This window comes from Kribbella sp. NPDC050124 (genome assembly GCF_044460355.1).
Taxonomy (GTDB): Bacteria; Actinomycetota; Actinomycetes; order Propionibacteriales; family Kribbellaceae; genus Kribbella.
Genome location: NZ_JBITJU010000003.1, coordinates 113,885 through 130,841, shown reverse-complemented (window position 1 = coordinate 130,841; position 16,957 = coordinate 113,885). Strand labels below are relative to the sequence as shown.

Annotated in this window: 14 protein-coding genes; 4 read left to right on the top strand and 10 right to left on the bottom strand. The window is 69.6% G+C overall.

The annotated features are described in order from the left end of the window. The first annotated feature begins 3 nt into the window (after nucleotides 1–3). Nucleotides 4–2,028: a ricin-type beta-trefoil lectin domain protein gene (locus ACIBL3_RS10330; RefSeq protein ID WP_396352980.1), complete on the top strand. Its 2,025-nt coding sequence runs from the start codon at nucleotides 4–6 to the stop codon at nucleotides 2,026–2,028. Nucleotides 2,029–2,085: 57 nt separating this feature from the next. On the opposite strand, the gene ACIBL3_RS10325 is transcribed toward ACIBL3_RS10330, so the two are convergent. After that, nucleotides 2,086–2,289, bottom strand: coding sequence for an antitoxin (locus tag ACIBL3_RS10325; protein ID WP_396352979.1), 204 nt, complete (start codon nucleotides 2,287–2,289; stop codon nucleotides 2,086–2,088). 208 nt (nucleotides 2,290–2,497) lie between these two features. On the opposite strand from ACIBL3_RS10325, the gene ACIBL3_RS10320 reads away from it, so the two are divergent. After that, a complete protein-coding gene (locus tag ACIBL3_RS10320) occupies nucleotides 2,498–2,779 on the top strand; it encodes a hypothetical protein (RefSeq protein WP_396352978.1) in 282 nt (93 codons plus the stop codon). Further along, nucleotides 2,776–4,365 (top strand): amidase family protein, encoded by a 1,590-nt coding sequence (locus tag ACIBL3_RS10315; protein ID WP_396352977.1) that lies wholly within the window; start codon nucleotides 2,776–2,778, stop codon nucleotides 4,363–4,365. Before ACIBL3_RS10320 ends, ACIBL3_RS10315 begins: the two co-directional genes overlap by 4 nt. Here ACIBL3_RS10315 and ACIBL3_RS10310 read toward each other — a convergent pair. The 9 genes from ACIBL3_RS10310 to ACIBL3_RS10270 all read right to left on the bottom strand — a co-directional run bounded on the left by ACIBL3_RS10310 (nucleotide 4,355) and on the right by ACIBL3_RS10270 (nucleotide 14,626). Further along, entirely contained in the window at nucleotides 4,355–5,110 is a 756-nt protein-coding gene (locus ACIBL3_RS10310; RefSeq protein ID WP_396352976.1) for an isocitrate lyase/phosphoenolpyruvate mutase family protein, read from the bottom strand. The genes ACIBL3_RS10315 and ACIBL3_RS10310 overlap by 11 nt on opposite strands. Then, nucleotides 5,107–6,063 carry a sigma-70 family RNA polymerase sigma factor gene (locus ACIBL3_RS10305; protein WP_396352975.1) on the bottom strand — a complete coding sequence of 319 codons (957 nt, stop codon included), beginning with the start codon at nucleotides 6,061–6,063 and terminating at the stop codon, nucleotides 5,107–5,109. The genes ACIBL3_RS10310 and ACIBL3_RS10305 overlap by 4 nt, the downstream gene beginning before the upstream one ends. Continuing rightward, entirely contained in the window at nucleotides 6,060–7,454 is a 1,395-nt protein-coding gene (locus tag ACIBL3_RS10300) for a DHA2 family efflux MFS transporter permease subunit (protein WP_396352974.1), read from the bottom strand. The genes ACIBL3_RS10305 and ACIBL3_RS10300 overlap by 4 nt, the downstream gene beginning before the upstream one ends. Before the next feature lie 74 nt (nucleotides 7,455–7,528). Continuing rightward, nucleotides 7,529–8,536: a zinc-binding dehydrogenase gene (locus tag ACIBL3_RS10295; RefSeq protein WP_396352973.1), complete on the bottom strand. Its 1,008-nt coding sequence runs from the start codon at nucleotides 8,534–8,536 to the stop codon at nucleotides 7,529–7,531. A 24-nt stretch (nucleotides 8,537–8,560) separates the two neighbouring features. After that, nucleotides 8,561–9,913, bottom strand: coding sequence for an MFS transporter (locus tag ACIBL3_RS10290; RefSeq protein ID WP_396352972.1), 1,353 nt, complete (start codon nucleotides 9,911–9,913; stop codon nucleotides 8,561–8,563). 19 nt (nucleotides 9,914–9,932) lie between these two features. Then, nucleotides 9,933–11,411: a mannitol dehydrogenase family protein gene (locus tag ACIBL3_RS10285; RefSeq protein WP_396352971.1), complete on the bottom strand. Its 1,479-nt coding sequence runs from the start codon at nucleotides 11,409–11,411 to the stop codon at nucleotides 9,933–9,935. After that, on the bottom strand, nucleotides 11,408–12,625 hold the full coding sequence (gene manD, locus ACIBL3_RS10280; protein ID WP_396352970.1) for a D-mannonate dehydratase ManD: 1,218 nt from the start codon (nucleotides 12,623–12,625) through the stop codon (nucleotides 11,408–11,410). Before manD ends, ACIBL3_RS10285 begins: the two co-directional genes overlap by 4 nt. A 10-nt stretch (nucleotides 12,626–12,635) precedes the next feature. Then, nucleotides 12,636–13,595: a 2-hydroxyacid dehydrogenase gene (locus ACIBL3_RS10275; RefSeq protein ID WP_396352969.1), complete on the bottom strand. Its 960-nt coding sequence runs from the start codon at nucleotides 13,593–13,595 to the stop codon at nucleotides 12,636–12,638. Continuing rightward, nucleotides 13,592–14,626 (bottom strand): LacI family DNA-binding transcriptional regulator, encoded by a 1,035-nt coding sequence (locus ACIBL3_RS10270; protein WP_396352968.1) that lies wholly within the window; start codon nucleotides 14,624–14,626, stop codon nucleotides 13,592–13,594. The genes ACIBL3_RS10275 and ACIBL3_RS10270 overlap by 4 nt, the downstream gene beginning before the upstream one ends. 217 nt (nucleotides 14,627–14,843) lie before the next feature. On the opposite strand from ACIBL3_RS10270, the gene ACIBL3_RS10265 reads away from it, so the two are divergent. Next, nucleotides 14,844–16,955 carry a hydantoinase/oxoprolinase family protein gene (locus ACIBL3_RS10265; protein WP_396352967.1) on the top strand — a complete coding sequence of 704 codons (2,112 nt, stop codon included), beginning with the start codon at nucleotides 14,844–14,846 and terminating at the stop codon, nucleotides 16,953–16,955. Nucleotides 16,956–16,957 lie beyond the last annotated feature (2 nt).

The following is a 16,957-nucleotide window of genomic DNA, read 5'->3' as shown; positions in this document are numbered from 1 at the left end:
TTCATGTCCGTTCGCAGGTTGCTGGTCGCCCTGGCTGTGGTCGCCGCCGCCCTGGTGACTACCCCGGCGGCTGCCGCGCCGCCGGGGAACGTGCTCTACAGCCCCAACCTCTCCACCTATCCGAACGCCGACGCCAGCTACCCACGGGCGATCCGGCTCGACCACGACGGGAGCGCGGGCCGGACCGTGCTGGCAACGTTTGCCCGCCGCAACGAATCCGGCCCGAGCGCCTTCCCGGTCTTCCGCAGCACCGACGGCGGCGCCACCTTCGGCGCCAACCCGATCAGCACGATCACCTCCAACACAGCCGGCTGGGACCTCGGCGCCCCGGTGATCTACGAGGTGCCACGAACCGCCAACGGCCTCAACCAGGGTGACCTGCTCGCCGCCGGTACGGCGTGGGACGAGGGCAACTTCACCGCGCAGAAGGTAGAGGTGTTCAAGAGCACCGACCACGGCGCGAGCTGGCAGTACCTGTCGAACTGCACCCAGACCAGCGGCCAGCCGAACACCATCGGACACGGCATCTGGGAGCCGTGGTTCCTGCTCGCGCCGAACAACACCCTCGCGTGCTTCATCTCCGACGAGCGCCCGGCCGGCTCGCCGACCAACAACCAGATCATCGGCCACTACACCTCGGCCAACGGCGGCGCGAGCTGGAGCGGCAGCATCACCACCGACATCGCGTTCCCGGCCGACAACCTCGCCCGACCCGGGATGTCGATCATCACCGCACTGCCGAGCGGGCAGTTCATGATGACGTACGAGCTGTGCCGGGACGCGACGAACGCGGACCACGCGTGTGAGGTCTACATCAAGACCAGCTCCGACGGCCTCAACTGGGCGCCGACGAACAACCCCGGCACGCTGGTCCAGACGAGTGACGGTCGCCAGTTGCTGCACACGCCGTACATCGCCTGGGTGCCGGGCGGCGGACCGAACGGCACGCTGCTGCTGTCCGGGCAACGCGTGGTCACCGGGCCGACCGGCAACAAGGCGGTGATGGCCGAGTCGGGCTCGGTCGTCTTCGCGAACACCTCGCTCGGCACCGGCAACTGGACCGAGCTCGAAGCACCGGTGAACGTCAACCCGACCGGCGGCTACGCGGCCGGCGTCCCGTCCTGCCCGGGGTACAGCTCGCCGATCGTCCCGTCGGCGAACGGCACGTCGTTCCTCTACCTCGCGGCGACGTGGTTGGGCACCGGCAACCAATGCGAGGTGCGCTTCGGCACCGGTGTCGTCGGTGGACCGACCGGAGCGGTCACCGGCCCGGCTGCGGCGGGGAAGTGTCTGGACGTCGACACCAACACCGCGGTCAGCGGGCGAGCCGTGCAGCTGTGGACGTGTGGCGGCGTGCCAGGTCAGCAGTGGACGATGATGGCCGACGGCACCATTCGCGCCTTCGGCAAGTGCCTGGACATCGTGGGCAACGGTACGGCGAACCTGACCAAGGTCCAGCTGTGGGACTGCGGTCCGGCGGGCGGACAGCAATGGCGCCCACAAGCCAACGGCTCGTTGCTGAACCCGCAGTCAGGCAGATGCTTGGACAGTCCGAGCGGCGCCACGGCTGACGGCACTGACCTGCAGATCTACGACTGCAACGGCCTCGACCCGCAGAAGTGGAACCTGCCTGGCTATCCGACCGGCCCGATCACCGGCCCGGCCACCGCCGGCAAATGTGTCGACGTCGACACCAACACCCCGACGAGCGGCAACGCCGTGCAGTTGTGGACGTGCAACGGCGTACCCGGACAGCAGTGGACGATGTCGACCGACGGCAGGATCCGTGCCTTCGGCAAGTGTCTCGACATCGTCGGCAACGGTACGGCGAACTTCACCAAGGTCCAGCTGTGGGACTGCGGCACGGCCGGCGGGCAGATCTGGCAGCCGCAGCCGAACGGCTCGCTGCTGAATCCGCAGTCCGGCAGATGCCTGGACAGCCCGAGCGGCGCCACTGCAGACGGCACCGACCTGCAGATCTACGACTGCAACGGTCTGGATCCGCAGAGCTGGAAGGTGCCCGTGTAGAACGGCGAGCGGCCGCGGGTGAGCCCGCGGCCGCTCCGCGTCTCAGCTCAGCGCCGGCTACTGGATGTCGTCGTCCTGACCGTCGAGGTTGTCCAGCTGGTCCTTGGCGAAGTCGGTGCCCTGGTCGATCTTGTCGCCGTGCTCGCCACCGGTCTTCTCGTCGGCGAACTCACCGGCCTTGTCCAGGCCCTCGCTCACCTTGTCGCCGTGCTCGTCGACCAGGCCGCCGGCCTTGTCCTTCATGTCGTCGAACATACCCATCGTCTTTCCCCGTTCATTCGATGGTTGCTTGGACTACCTATCCGTTACTACCCGATCCCGCCGATCCCACACAAGGACCCCGCGCGTCTGTTGTCCGGCGGTTCACTCACAGCGCCGCAACGTGGTGGTGACCTCGGTGAAATCTGCCGCGTCAACGAAGCTGACATAAAGGTCCTGACAAGGTTGCCGCCACGACCGGGAGGGTCTTGTGAGTCTCAGTCAACCGACGGGCGCGGAGCTGGATGTGATGATCCGGGCGCGTCTGGCCTCGATCGGCATCGATCTCGATCAACTGCCCGCGGGGAGTACCCCTGATCCGGCCACGGGGAGCCCGGGTCGCGACTCGGTCCTCGCGAGCCTGCGCGGATTCATGCGGACCACGGTGCTGCCGCTCAGTGCCTACTCGTTCGGGGCGGACTCCGCGCTCGCTCAGCAGGTCGCGCCGCCGCAGCTGTACCCCTCGATCGACGTCGTCCGGGAGGCGCGATGAGTGCGCCGTTGGACGGGCAGGTGGATCGGCGGTCGTTCCTGTACCGCGCGAGCGCCCTGGCCGCCGCCACGACCGTTGGTTCGGTCGCGTTGCCGTCGATCGCGCACGCGGCGCCAGTGCCGACCAAGGCGCCGCTGGTCGACGTGCCGGCGAGATCCGTCGATGTCAGTGAGTTGACGATCGCCGAGGCCGCGACGCTGATCCGGAAGGGCCGGTTGACGCCGGAGCAGTTGCTGGAGGCCTATCTGGATCGGATCACTGCGTACGACGCGACGTACCAGGCGTTCAACCTGGTGCTCGCGGACGAGGCACTGGCCCGGGCACGGGCGCTGGGCCGCAGCCGTGGTGGCGCGTTGCACGGGATCCCGCTGGCGATCAAGGACAACTACTACACCAAGGGTGTGACCACGACCGCGAACTCGTACCTGTTCGCGGACTTCGTGCCCCCGTACGACGCGACCGCCGTACGACGACTCACCGCGGCTGGTGGCATCGTGGTGGGCAAGACGCAAATGGGGCCGCTGGCAACCACTCGCGCGACCACGCCGGACGGGCGGATCACCACGGTGAACGCGTGGACGCCCGGGAATCCCAGCACGGATCCGGGTGGTTCGTCGTCCGGGTCAGCTACTGCGGTGGCGGCGCGGATGGCAGCCTCGAGCGTGGGGACCCAGACGGGTGGTTCGATCACCGCGCCGTCGAACGCGCAGAACCTGACCGGCCTGAAACCGACGATGGGCCGGGTCTCGCTGTCCGGGATCGTGCCGCTGAGCTACACCCGTGATCACCCGGGACCGTTGGCGCGCGACGCGATGGACGCTGCGATCATGCTGAGCTCGATGGCCGGCGAGGACCCGGCAGACCCTCGGACGCAAGGGCTGCCGCCGGTTCCGGATCTGGTCAGCGCGGCGACTCCGGTGGTCCGGAGCGGTCGGACCCGGGCGCGCTGGCGGACGCGGATCGGTGTCATCCCCGGATTCACCAGCGGTACCTCGGAGACGGCCGTGGCCCGCAAGGCGGCGCTCGACGTACTCGCCGGCATCGAGGGCTTGTCGGTCGTCGACGTGACGATGCCCGAGGAGTGGGACCTGCTCACCAACGCTGCCTTCAACAACGTCCGGTTGCCGGAGCGGAGTGAGCCGTTCCTGCCGATGCTGCGGTCGGACCTGCGCGGGTTCGGGGTGTCGGTGACCGGCTGGCTGCAGGGCGCGTTGCTCGGGGCCAACGAGTACCTGATCGGGCAGCGGGCGAAGCTGTTGCTGCTCCAGCGAGTCCTCGACGACCTGTTCGAGCAGTGCGATGTCGTCGTACAGACATCTCCGACACCCTTCGACGCGCTGGGGTTGCCGGAGCTCGCCTTGCCGATCGGGTTCAGCTCTGCCGGTGTTCCCATCGGCACGATCCTGGGTGGCAAACCGTTCGGCGAAGACCGCCTGCTCGCGGTCGCGGCGGCGTACCAAGCTGAGACCGACTGGCATCACCGCCGCCCCGCGGACCCCGTCGCCCCCGCAGCCGCGGCCCGCACCACCACCGTGCCGGACCGCGGCCGCATCCTCGCCCACGAGGTCCCTGACCTCATGCAGTGAATGGGTTCTGGCCGGAGGCGAGAGCGGGGAGGACGTCGGTGGCGAGCTTGCTGTAGAGGTGACGTTGGAGCATCGGGCCGAAGGTGATGCGAGCTGCGCCCAGCGTGGCGAGGTCGGCGAGGGAGTTGGTTCCCTGGCCGTAGCTGATGTTCACCGGGCCGGGAAGCTCCTTGGTCAGCCTGCGGATCGCCTCGGGGTCGGCGGCGGCGATGGGGTAGACGCAGTCGGCGCCGGCCGCGAGGTAGCGAGTGCCGCGGTCGATCGCGGTCTGGAGTTGCTCGGCGGGCGGACCAGCTTGGCGCAGGAAGGTGTCGACCCGGGCGTTGATCACCAAGTCGGTTCCGGCCGCTGCCCGGATCGCCGCCAAGAAGTCCGCCTGCCGACCGGCGTCGATCAGTTCGCCGGTCGACGGCTCGGAGTCCTCCAGGTTGAGCCCGGCGGCGCCGGTGGCGGCGAAGCGCTCGACGAGCTCGGCCGGTGCGAGCCGGTAGCCACGCTCGAAGTCGATCGTGACGGGCACGGAGACGGCTCGGGCGATCCGGGCGGCCGCGGCCAGTACGTCGTCGATGGGTGCCGCTTCGCCGTCGTCGTACCCGAGGATCGTGGCGGTCGCGAAGCTGCTGGTCGCGACGGCGGGGAAGCCTGCCGCTTCGACCATCCGGGCCGAGGCCGCGTCCCAGGCGTTGGGAAGCACCACAGGTGTGCCGGGTACGTGCAGGGCTCGAAGGGTGGTTGCCAGGGTCATGACTTCTCCTTGGACCGGCTGATCGGTAGTCCGAAGGCCGGGAAGAGTGCGGGGTTGTGGAAGGCCAGCACCGCGGAGATTCCGGCCTTGGTGAGTGTGAGGACCTTGATCGAGTGCGCGTGGAACAATCCGTCGCGGCCGCGGACATAGAGCGCGAACGCGGGCTGTCCGTTCGCGGAGACCTCGACCACGATCCGCTGGTTCGGTCCAGGCGAGAGCTTCGCGTCCAGTAGCCGAAGTACGTCGGCACGCCCGCTGAACCAGGTCGGGATGGGCGGCATCTCCCACCGGGTGTCCGCGGTCAGCAGCCCTTCCAGCGCCACCAGGTCCTTGTTCTCGAACGCGGCCGCGAACCGATCGAGCAGAGCACGCCGTACGGGCTCGTCCGGCTCGCTCAGGTCCTCCTCGGCCGGCTTGAGCCTTGCCAGCTCGGCCCGGGCTCGCTGCAGTGAGCTGTTGACCGCTGCTGTCGTGGTGTCGAGCAGCGCCGCCACCTCCACCGCCGGCCAGGTCAGCACCTCACGAAGGATGAGGACGGCGCGCTGACGCGGCGGCAGGTGTTGCAGTGCGGCGACCATCGCCAGCCGGAGGCTTTGCCGGTCCCCGACGACGGCAGCCGGGTCGGCGCCGAGCATCGGATCAGGGAATGGCTCCAGCCAGGTCAACTCGGGCGATTGCGGTTGGAGCTCGCCCGGGTCGTGACCGGGAGCGCCGAGAGCGGACGGAACGACGCGCCGGCTGCTGTGCTGCAGAGAGTTCAGGCAAACGTTGGTCGCGATCCGGTAGAGCCAGGTCTTGACCGAGGAGCGCTGCTCGAAGTCGGCGTGCCCGCGCCAGGCGCGTAGGTACGTCTCCTGCACCGCGTCCTCGGCATCGTGCAACGACCCCAGCATCCGGTAACAGTGCGCGACCAACCCACCCCGATGCTGCGCGAACTCCTCCTCCAGGTTCATCCGACCTCCTCCATCGCCTCGGGGACGACCTGGCCGCCGGTACTGCGCCGTGCGGTGATGCCCAGGCCGGCCAGCGCTCCGAGCAACGACAGTACGCCGCAACCCGCAAGCGCCCGGGTGAAACCGTTGCCGAGGTATCCGCCGGCGGATGCGAAGACGGATCCGAGTACGGCGACGCCCGCGGCTCCACCGACCTGGCGGGTCATGCTGTAGATGCCGGATGCGATCCCCACCGCCTCGCGCGGCAGGGCGCCGACGCCGGCGCTCTGCGTGGCCGGCAGCGCCAGCGAGATCCCGCAGCCGGTGATCACGAGCGGTGCGACGAGTTCGACGTACTGGACCGAGCCGCTGCTGATCTCGCTGATCCAGAACATGCCGAGGGTCTGCAGCGCCATCCCGATCACGACCAACGGCCGCTCACCCACCCGATCGACCAGACGACCCGCGATCGGACCGACGATGAAGAGTGTGGCGGTCCAGGGCAGCAGTTGCAGACCGGCCTTGAACGGAGCCGAGCCGAGCACCGCCTGCATGTACTGGGCCAGGAAGAACACGGAGGCGAAGAGCGCCGCGCTGAGGAAGAATCCGGCCGTGTTCGCCGCGGTGAAGGTCCGGTTGCGGAAGAAGGCCAGCGGCACCATCGGATGGGCTGTCCGTCCCTCCCAGACTCCGAAGGCCGCGAGGAAGCTGACGCCGATCGCGAACGAGCCGAGGACCTCCGCACTCGACCACCCGGCACTCGCGCCCTGAACCACGCCCCAGACCAGGCCCAGGACCGCGAAGGTGATCAGGCCGGCGCCGATCAGGTCGAGGCGCCGGGTCGGCCCGGTGCTCTCGGGGATCTTCCGCAGGGCCAACGGAATCGCGAGGGCGCCCACCGGAATGTTGATCCAGAAGATCCACTGCCAGGCCAGGCCCTCGGTCACCGCGCCGCCGATCATCGGACCACCCAGCACGGCCAGCCCCGTGACGCCGCTGAAGACGCCGATGGCCCAGCCGCGCCGCTCGGGCGGAAAGGCCGCACCCAGCAGGCCCATCGACAACGGCATCACCACCGCCGCGCCGACGCCCTGAGCGGTCCGCGCCGCGATCAGCCATGGCAACGAGGTGGCCAGCGCGCACGCCACCGAGGCGACCGAGAACAACGCCAGCCCGGCGACGTACGTCCGCCGCCGGCCCCACCGGTCCCCGATCGCGGCCGCCGTCATCAGCAACATCGCGAAGCTGAGGCCGTACGCGTTCACCGTCCACTCGAGCTGCTCGGCCGAAGCCCCCAGGTCCGCCCGTAGCGTGGTCAACGCAGCCGCCACCACCAGCACGTCCAGCGCCACCATGACCGACCCCACCGAGGCCAGCCCCAACACCCACCGTTGCTCACTCGTCGTCCGCACAGACCCTCCAGATTTCGCTGTCATCTGTGCAGACCGCGAGGAGGGCCGAAACTCATCGGTGCGATGAGGACGACTTACCAGAGCGAGACGAGGACCTTGCCCGAGGCGTCGGAGTCTTTGGCCACGGCGAAGGCTTCGATGGCCTGGGTGGCGGGGAACTCGTGGGTGACGACCTGTTCGAGGTGGGGGTTGGCGTCGAGGAGGTCGACGGCTCGGCCGATCTCGTCGTTGAAGCGCATGGTGCCGCGCAGTTGGAGCTCCCGGGAGACCAGGGGTGACAGGTTCACCGGACGTGCCTCGTTGAGCGGAATTCCCACGAGTACGACGATGCCGGCGCGCGTGGCCGCGTCGAGAGCGCCCGTGATGGCGACCGGGATGCCCGTGCACTCCAGTACGACGTCGAAGTGTCCGGACGGCACGTCCTTCGTGCCGATCTGGATCGTGTCGTGGACGCCGAGATCACGCGCCCGCCGCAGCGGACCGGCGAGGACGTCGGTCGTCACCACTTCGGCGGCGCCGAGGGCCAGTGCGCCCGCAGCAGTCAGCAGGCCGATCGCGCCGGATCCGGAGACCAGCACACGCTTGTCCTTGACGCCTCCGGCGATGGCGATGCCGTGCAACCCCACGGCGAGCGGCTCGGCAAGGGCCGCGCGGCGCAGCGGCAGGGTGGTCGGCAAGACCCGGAGCATGCCCTTGCCGACCACCAGGAACTCGCTCATCCCGCCCTGCGTGTGCGGCCAGGTGGACGCACTGCCGAGGTAGGCGCCGTTCGGCCAGAGGTGCGGGCGGTCCTCGATCCCTGGCTCGGAGGTGCCGAAGGTGGCGGGGTGGATGGTCACCGGTGTCCCGGGTGCGAGCTCGCCCGACGGGTCGAGGTCGACCGTGCCGGAGAGCTCGTGCCCGGGGACGAGGGGTTCGCGGACGACGAACTCGCCGTTCGCGCCCTCGTTGTAGTAGTGCAGGTCGGAGCCGCAGATCCCGCCGTACGCCATCCGGAGACGCACCTGCCCGGGTTGCGGGACCGGGGTGGGCAGTTCGGTCTCGACGAGCTCGAGCTTGCCCTGGATGACGATGGCCTTCATGGCTCTCCTCTGACTTCGGTTCGCTCAGGCGGCGGTTGGTGCCAGTGTGCGGTCGGTGGCGTTCTCGGGCGCGAGCAGGTCCCGGTCCCGGGTCTCCGGCGCGAACAGGGCGGCGGCGAACGTGACCGCCATCGCCACCGTCATGTAGATCGCGACCGGCACCCACGAGTCGAAGGCGCCGAGCAGCGCGACCGCGATCAGCGGCGCGAACCCACCGCCGAGAACGGCGGCGAACTCGCGGCCCAGGGTGACCCCGGCGTACCGGTACCGGCTGCCGAACATCTCCGGGAAGTAGCTCATCGTGACCGCGACGCCGCCCTGGCAGGCGAAGACGAAGCCGACGATCATGGCGCCGTAGATCAGTGTCAGGTTTCCGGTGCTCAGGGCAAGGAACGTCGGGAACGGCAGCACCAGCAGCAGCCCGGCGATCCCGAGGAACACGGTCCGGCGGCCGAACAGGTCGGACAGGTACCCGAGCACGATCGCGCCGAGGCCGCCGAAGATCGCGCCGACCAGCAGGATCTCCGGCACGGTCTGCGCGTCGATCTTCACCTCGCCCTTGAGGTAGGAGGCCATGAAGACCTGGTAGGTGTACGACTGCACGCTCAGCCCGACCGTCATCAGCGTGACCAGCGCGACCGCCTTCTTGCCGTTGCGGAACACCTCGCGCACCGGCGCCGCGGCGGCCGCACGCTCGGCCTTGATCTCGGTGAACACCGGCGTCTCCTTCAGCTTTCGCCGCAGGATGTACGCCGCCACCGTGACGAACGCGCTGCTCAGGAAGACCAGCCGCCAGCCCCACGACATCAGCTGCTCTTCCGGCAGTAGTTGGACGAGCGCCCATGCTCCCGCGCCGAGCGCCGTACCCGCGGCTGCGCCGGTCATGATCAGGGCGGCCAGCCGGCCACGACGACCGACGGCCGCCGTCTCGGTCAGCAGGGTCGCGCCCCCGGACTGCTCGGCGCCCGCGCCGAAGCCCTGCAGGAACCGGCTGAGCACGAGCAGGATCGGCGCCCAGACGCCGACGCTCTCGTACGTCGGAAGCACGCCGATCGCCATCGTCGACACGCCCATCAGGGTCAAGGTGGCCACCAGGATCCACTTGCGCCCGAGGCGATCGCCGTACCGCGAGAAGAAGAAGCCGCCGAGCGGGCGGGCGCAGAAGCCCACCGCGTAGGCGCTGAAGCTGGCCAGCAGACCGGCGGTCGCGGAGACGTTGGGGAAGAACAGGCTGCTGAAGACCAGCGCCGAGGCGGTGCCGTAGATGACGAAGTCGTACTGTTCGAGGGCGGTGCCGATCAGGCCGGCGAGCGCGGCCCGGCGAACTTCCTGCCGGGGTGGTTCGGTGCTGACCGTGGTGGTCGCGGTGGGTGCCATGGCGGATCCTCTGGGGACGTCAGGCCGCGGGCGATGCCTGCGGCTGGTGCGGGGTGCGGGAGCGTGCGGCCTCGCGGGCAGCGGCTCGGACGCCGTCGGTGCGGATGACGGCGACGTACTCGGCGACGCGCTGGACGAACTCGTTGCTCTGAGCAAGCTCAGCGGGGAAGAAGCGGGTGAGGGCTTCCTGGGCGAGGGGCACTGGACTGCCGGCGACGAGGCGGTCGCGGGCGGGGTCGACCATGGCCCGCGCATGCGGTCCGGGGTCGAAGCCGTTCGGTGGTACGACGCAGCACAGCCAGGCGGCGACCGTCAGCGCCAGATGTTCGGGCATGATGCCCTTGGCAAGGAGTCGCACCGCCGGCTCGGGGACCCGCTGCGGGAGTTTGACGGACCCGTCGGTGCCGACCTGTTGCGTGCGGTGGCCGAGTGCGTCGTTCGACCACCTCTGGAAGAGCGAATCGACGTACGCCTCGACGTCGAAGCCGTCCGGCAGGCTGATGCTCGGCAGGTACTCGTCTTCGAGGACGGCGCGAGCCGCGGCCTCGATGAAGTCCTGGGCGCGTGCCTCCGGGATGGTCGCGCGGCCGTCCAGCGCGCCGAGGTACGCGATCAGCGAGTGGGTGCCGTTGAGCAGCCGCAGTTTGATCAGCTCGTAGGCCTCGACGTCGTCGGAGAACACCGCGCCGGCTCGCTCCCAGGCCGGCCGTCCGGCGGCGAAGCGATCCTCCATCACCCACATCGTGAACGGCTCCGCCGGGGCCGTGATGCTGTCCTGCACACCGAGCAGCTCGTACGCCGACGCGCGGTAGGCGTCCGTGGTCGCGGGCACGATCCGGTCGACCATCGAGTTCGGAAAGCTCACGTTGGCGGCGATCCAGTCCTCGGCCTTGCTGTTCGCTGCCTGGAGGAACTCGAGGATCAGGCTGCGGGTCTGGGCGCCGTTCGACTGCATGTTGTCGCAGTTGAGGACGGTGATCGGGCGGCCGTGGGTGGCAGCGCGCACCTCGAGCGCACGGGCGAGCTGACCGATCACAGTCACGGGTGCGAGGTTGTTGAGATCGGCAACGATGCCGGGGTGGTCGAGGGCGAGTCGATGGGTGCTCGGGTCCATGCAGTAGCCGTGTTCGGTCACGGTCATCGACACGATCCGGGTGTCCTCGGCTGCGATCGCGGCGACCACGGCAGCAGGGTCGTGGGCGGCGACGATCGCGCCGGTGTGAACGCCGGGCACGCTGATCGACGAACCCGCGGGCGACAATTCCAGCACGGAGTAGAGGCCGTCCTGGGCGTTGAGAGTGTCGGCCACGGTGGCCGATCGGCTGGCCACGCCGAGGATGCCCCAGCCACCGGCCTGTGCCGTGTAGACCGCTTGGTGGGCGCGGTGGAAGTTGCCGAGGCCGAGGTGGACGATGCCTGCGGCGGACGGCTTGTGGTCGAGGGTGAGCAAGTGCCGGGGAACGGATCCGCGGCTCAGCGCTGGAGACAAGACGATCACCAGTCGGTCATCGCGCCGTCGAGCGTCCGCGCGACGGGCAGGTAGGCGGGCTCGTACGGGAACTTCGCGGCCAGTTCCTCGTCGACCTCGACGCCGAGCCCCGGAGCCTCGCCCGGGTGCAGCTGGCCGTCGGCGAAGGACCACGAGTGCGGGAAGACCTCGTGCGCCAGCGGGTCGTAGCCCATGTACTCCTGGATGCCGAAGTTGTGCGTCGACAACCCGAGGTGGACGCTGGCCCCGAAGGACACCGGCGAGACATCCGAAGGTCCGTGTGGAGCGGCCCGGACCTGGTAGACGTCGGCCAGCGCGAAGATCTTGCGCAGGTGGCTGATGCCGCCCGCGTGGGCGACCGCGACGCGGATGAAGTCGATCAGCTGCTCGGTGATCAGATCCTTGCAGTCGTAGATGGTGTTGAAGACTTCACCGATCGCCAGCGGTGTCGTCGTGTGCTGGCGCACGAGCCGCAGGGCTTCCTGGTTCTCCGCCGGGGTGACGTCCTCGAGCCAGAACAGGTCCGCGGGCTCGAGATCCTTCCCGAGTCGTGCCGCCTGCTGCGGTGTGAGCCGGTGATGCGCGTCGTGCAGCAACGCGAGGTCCGGACCGACATGTTCACGCACTGCGGTCAGCACGGACGGCGCGTGGCGCAGGTAGGCGTCGGTATTCCACGACTCGACCACCGGCGCGGCACCGCGGGTGGCGGGCTCGTAACCGTGCGCGTCACGGTGGACGCCGTACACGGTCTCCAGACCTGGTACGCCGGACTGCGCGCGGACGGCTCGGAATCCTTCCTCGCGGCGGGCGTCGACGGCGTCGAGCAAGGCCGGGAGTTCCCAGGCCGAGGCGTGGGTGTAGGCGAGCACGCGGTCGCGGACAGCGCCGCCGAGCAGTTGGTACACCGGCAGGCCGGCGGTCTTGCCCTTGATGTCCCACAGGGCGAGGTCGACGGCGCTGATGGCGGCCATCGTGATCGGCCCGCGGCGCCAGTACGCCCCGCGGTACAGGAACTGCCAGGTGTCCTCGATCCGCGCGGGGTCGATGCCGACGAGCAGCGGGTTGACGTGGTCGCGTAGGGACGACGCGACGGCGAGCTCACGGCCGTTGACGGTGGCGTCGCCGTACCCGACGAGGCCGTCGGCGGTCCGGAGCTTGAGCGTGACGTAGTTGCGGCCGGGGCTGGTGACGATGACCTCGGCGGCGACGATGCGATCGGTCATAGGAGTGCTTTCAGGGTTGGACGACAGTGCGCAGCTCGTTGCCCTCGGCAAGAGCCGTGATGTTGGCCGCGATGTCCTGGACGCGGCCGAGGAAGGTCTGCCGGGTGATCCCGGAGATGTGCGGAGTCAGCAGGACGTTGCCGAGCTCGCCGAAGGGGGCGTTGGCCGGCTGCCCGCGGCCGTCCGGGCCGGGGTACGAGTACCAGACGTCCAGGGCGGCGCCGCGGATGGTCCGGTCGCGGAGGGCGTCGTACAGAGCCTGCTGCTGGACAAGCGGTCCGCGGGCCACGTTGACGAGTACGCCGTCCGGCCCGAGCCGGCCGAGTTCTGCGGCGCCGACGAGGCCACGGGTGGCGTCGGTCAACGGGGCGGAGACGACCAGTACGTCGGATTCGTCCAGCAGCCGCGGGAGTTGTGCGGTGTCGCCGGCCCAGTTGAGTCCTTCGGCGTCGGCTCGACCGGAGCCGGTGACCGCTTGGCCTTGGGCGCCGAACGCTTGCAGCACCCGCCAGGTGGCGCGGCCGATGTGGCCGAGACCGACGAAGCCGACCGACGCGCTGGCCAGGGTGTGCGGTTGCGGCAGGGTGGCGTCGTACACCGGGGAGAGCCAGTGTCCTTGGCGAAGCGCCGCGTCGGCTTGGGGGAACCCGCGGCGGAGCGCGATCGTGGCCCAGACGATGTACTCGGCGATCGCGTCCTCGTGGTGGTAGGTGTTCGCGAGGGTCCTGCCGTCGAGTGCTTGCCGGTCGACGCGGTCGGTGCCGGCGCCGGCGACCTGTACGAGCCGGAGGCCGGGCGCCGCGTCCGCCATCTCCTTGGTGAACGCCGGTCCGACCAGGACGTCGGCGTTGGGGAGGGCATCGAGGACGGTGTCCGGGGTTGCCCAGATCGTTTCGGTGCCTGGCGGCAGCAGGGCCTCGAGCTCGGCGCGCAGCGGTAGCAGGTTGGGGTCGGTGACGACGATTTTCATGCGTCGCTCCGTCCGCGGGCCGGCGTCCAGCCCGAGACTGGGCCGGTGCTCTGCCGTACGACGAGTTGCGTGGGCAGCGTGACCGTTCGCGGAGCCATCGGCGGTTGGGTGGGGTCCGCGGTGAGCTGCTGGTGGAGCATGTCGACGCTCATCACGCCGGCGCGGGACATCGGGACCTGGATGCTCGTCAGTGTCGGCCGGCCGACCTCCGCGAGCGGGGTGTCGTCGATGCCGATCACGCTGAGGTCGCTGGGCACCTCGACACCGAGGTTCGTCGCGCCGGTGATGATGCCGAGCGCCATCAGGTCGTTGTGCGCGATCACCGCAGTGGCGCCGGAGGCGACGACGCTCGCCGCCGCGGCTTGGCCGCCGGCCACGGTCTCCGCCTGCCAGCCGATCAGCTCGAGCTCGATGTCTGCTTCGTCCGCGAGGTGCTGCAGCGCGCCGACCCGGTTCTGGTTCGACCAGGACAGCGGTGAGCCTTGTGCGTAGGCGACGTGGTCGTGGCCGAGCACGCGCAGGTACTCGAGCGCCTGCCGCAGGCCGTCTGCCGCGTCGGGAACCACGCTGTTGGTCTCGTCGGAGGTCCGGTTGACCAGGACGAGCGGACTGTCACCACACAGCTCGGCGATGTCGTGGGCTGGCAGCCGGGGCGAGCAGACGATGAACCCGTCGACCCGCTCGTGCAGCTCGCCGAGGATCTCCCGCTCGCGGTCCGGGCTGCCGTCCGTGTCGGTCAGCACGATGGTCTGCCGCCGGTTCCACCCGTGCGCCTGAGCCGCCTTGACGAAGCCGGCGAACACCGGGTTGCCGATGTCCGGCACGATCATCGCCACCGTGGCCGAGCGGGTCGGCAGGCTCGCGTTCCGCGACCGGCGGCCGGCCGAGGCGACGTACCCGATCTCCTCCGCGGCGGTGATGATCCGGCGCAGGGTGTCCCGGCCGATCCGGTCCGGGTCGCTGAACGCCCGGGACGCGGTCGACAACGAGACGCCGGCACGCTGCGCGACGTCGGTCAGGGTTGGGTTCACGGATCGGCTCCCGGGTGGTTTCCAAGGTTTCGGCAACTTTGCGGCAAGTTGCGCAAACATGTCAAGACCTTGGCTCCGCCCGTCTTGGCCGCTCGGCTCCACCTCCGCGACGCTCTCCACCGCCTCGGATTCCGGCGCTGCTGACAAGAGTGTCGAAGTATTGACGCCAGCGTAAGCAGGTGTCTAGCTTGGTGTCCTCACAGGAAGCGAGGACGCCATGGCTTATGTCATCGGAGTGGACGTCGGCGGAACGTTCACGGACGCGGTGCTGGACGACGATGCGGGCACCATCGTCGCGGCGAAGGCGCCGTCGACGCCCGCGGACTACTCCCAGGGCGTGATGGACGCGCTCGCCGGTCTGGCCGAGCAGCTCGGCGAGCCGGTCGAGCGGATGCTCGCCGGAACGCACCACATCGCGCACGGCACCACGTCGTCACTGAACGCGCTGGTGACGGGCAACGTGCCGCCGGTCGGCTTCCTGACCACGGTCGGGCACCGCGACTCGATCTTCATCATGAACGTCGAGGGGCGGTACCTCGGTTCGTCGCCGGACGAGCTGCAGAACGTGCTCGGCCAAGGGAAGAACCACGGCCTGATCCCCAAACGGCACGCGCTGGAGGTGGTCGAGCGGATCGACCGCGACGGACAGGTCGTCGTGCCGCTCGACGAGGACTCGGTGCGGACCGCGGTGGCCGGTCTGCTCGCCGAGGGGATCCGCTCGATCGCGGTGTCGCTGCTGTGGTCGTTCAAGAACCCCGTGCACGAGCGGCGGATCCGGGAGCTGATCCACGAGGCCGATCCGGACGTGTTCGTCGCGTTGTCGTCGGAGGTCAGCCCACGCATCCGTGAGTTCGCCCGGAACGCGACGACGATCATGAGCTCGCAGATCGGGCCTGGCCTGCGCGACTACCTGGGAGCGCTCGAAGGCCGCCTCCGCGAGCAGGGACTGGCCGGCCCGCTGCTGGTGATGCAGAGCAACGGTGGTGCGATCGCCGCGAGTGCGGCGCCGTCCGCGGCGATCAGCACGGTCGGCTCGGTGCTGACCGGTGGCGTTGTCGGTGCCGTCTCGCTCGGCCGGCAGCTTGCCCACCGCAACGTCATCACCACGGATGTCGGCGGTACGACGTTCCTCGTGGGCCTGATCGTGGACGGCGAACCGGTCCGGGCCAGCACCACGATCATCAACCACCACCCGGTGAACGTGCCGACGCTCGAGGTGCACGCGATCGGCTCCGGAGGCGGCGCGATCGCGTGGATCGATGCCGGCGGCAACCTCCAGGTCGGTCCACGCAGCGCGCAGTCGGTGCCCGGCCCGGCCTGCTACGACGCCGGCGGCACCGAGCCCACCAACACCGACGCCAACCTGGTGCTCGGCATCCTCCCGGAGTCCGGGCTGCTCGGTGGCCGCAAGGCGCTCAACGTCGAGGCGGCGCGGCGCGCGATCCGGGACCGGATCGCCCAACCGCTCGGCCTCAGCGTCGAGGACGCCGCGGCCGCGATCTACGCGATCCAGAACGCGCAGACCGGTGACCTGTTGCGCAAGACGGTGGTCGAGGCCGGCCACGATCCGCGGTCGTTCGTGCTCTACGCGTTCGGTGGTGCGGGTCCCGCGTACTGCGCGTCGTACGCGGCCGAGGTCGGTGTGCGCGAGGTCGTCGTACCGCTCGGTCCGGTCGCGTCCGCGTTCTCTGCCTACGGTCTGGCCTCGTCCGACGTCGTACTGGCCGCGGAGCTGTCCGACCCCGGGCCGATGCCGTTCGATCCGGTTCGGGCGCAGGAGAACTTCGCCGTCCTCGAGGAGCAGGTCCGGTCCGCGCTCGATCGGCAGGGCCTGAGCTTCGAGCGGATCGAGTGCGTGCGGTCGCTGGATCTGCGTTACACCGCGCAACTGGCCGAGGTCTCGGTCGAGGTCCCGAACGGCGTGCTCGACGCGACCATGGTGGCCGATACCGTCGCGGCTTTCGAGAAGCGGTACGCCGAGTTGTACGGCGAGGGCACCGGCTTCAGCGCGGCCGGGATCCAGGCGATCACCTTCCGAGTCCGCGGGACCGGCGTACTGCCGTTCTCGCCCACGTTGCCGAAACTCGCCGACGCCGCCGGGCCGGACCCGTCCGCCGCCCTGCTCGCCACCAGGAAGGTCTGTCTGGACGCCCGGGTCGGGTACGTCGAGACGCCGATCTACGACTATCGCGCGCTGCAGGCCGGCCACGTCATCACCGGACCCGCCGTGATCGAAGTGCCCACCACGACCGTCGTCGTACCGCCGGAGATGACCGGAGTGGTCGACAACCTCGGCAACCTGACGATCGACACCCAGCGGAGGTCCTGACC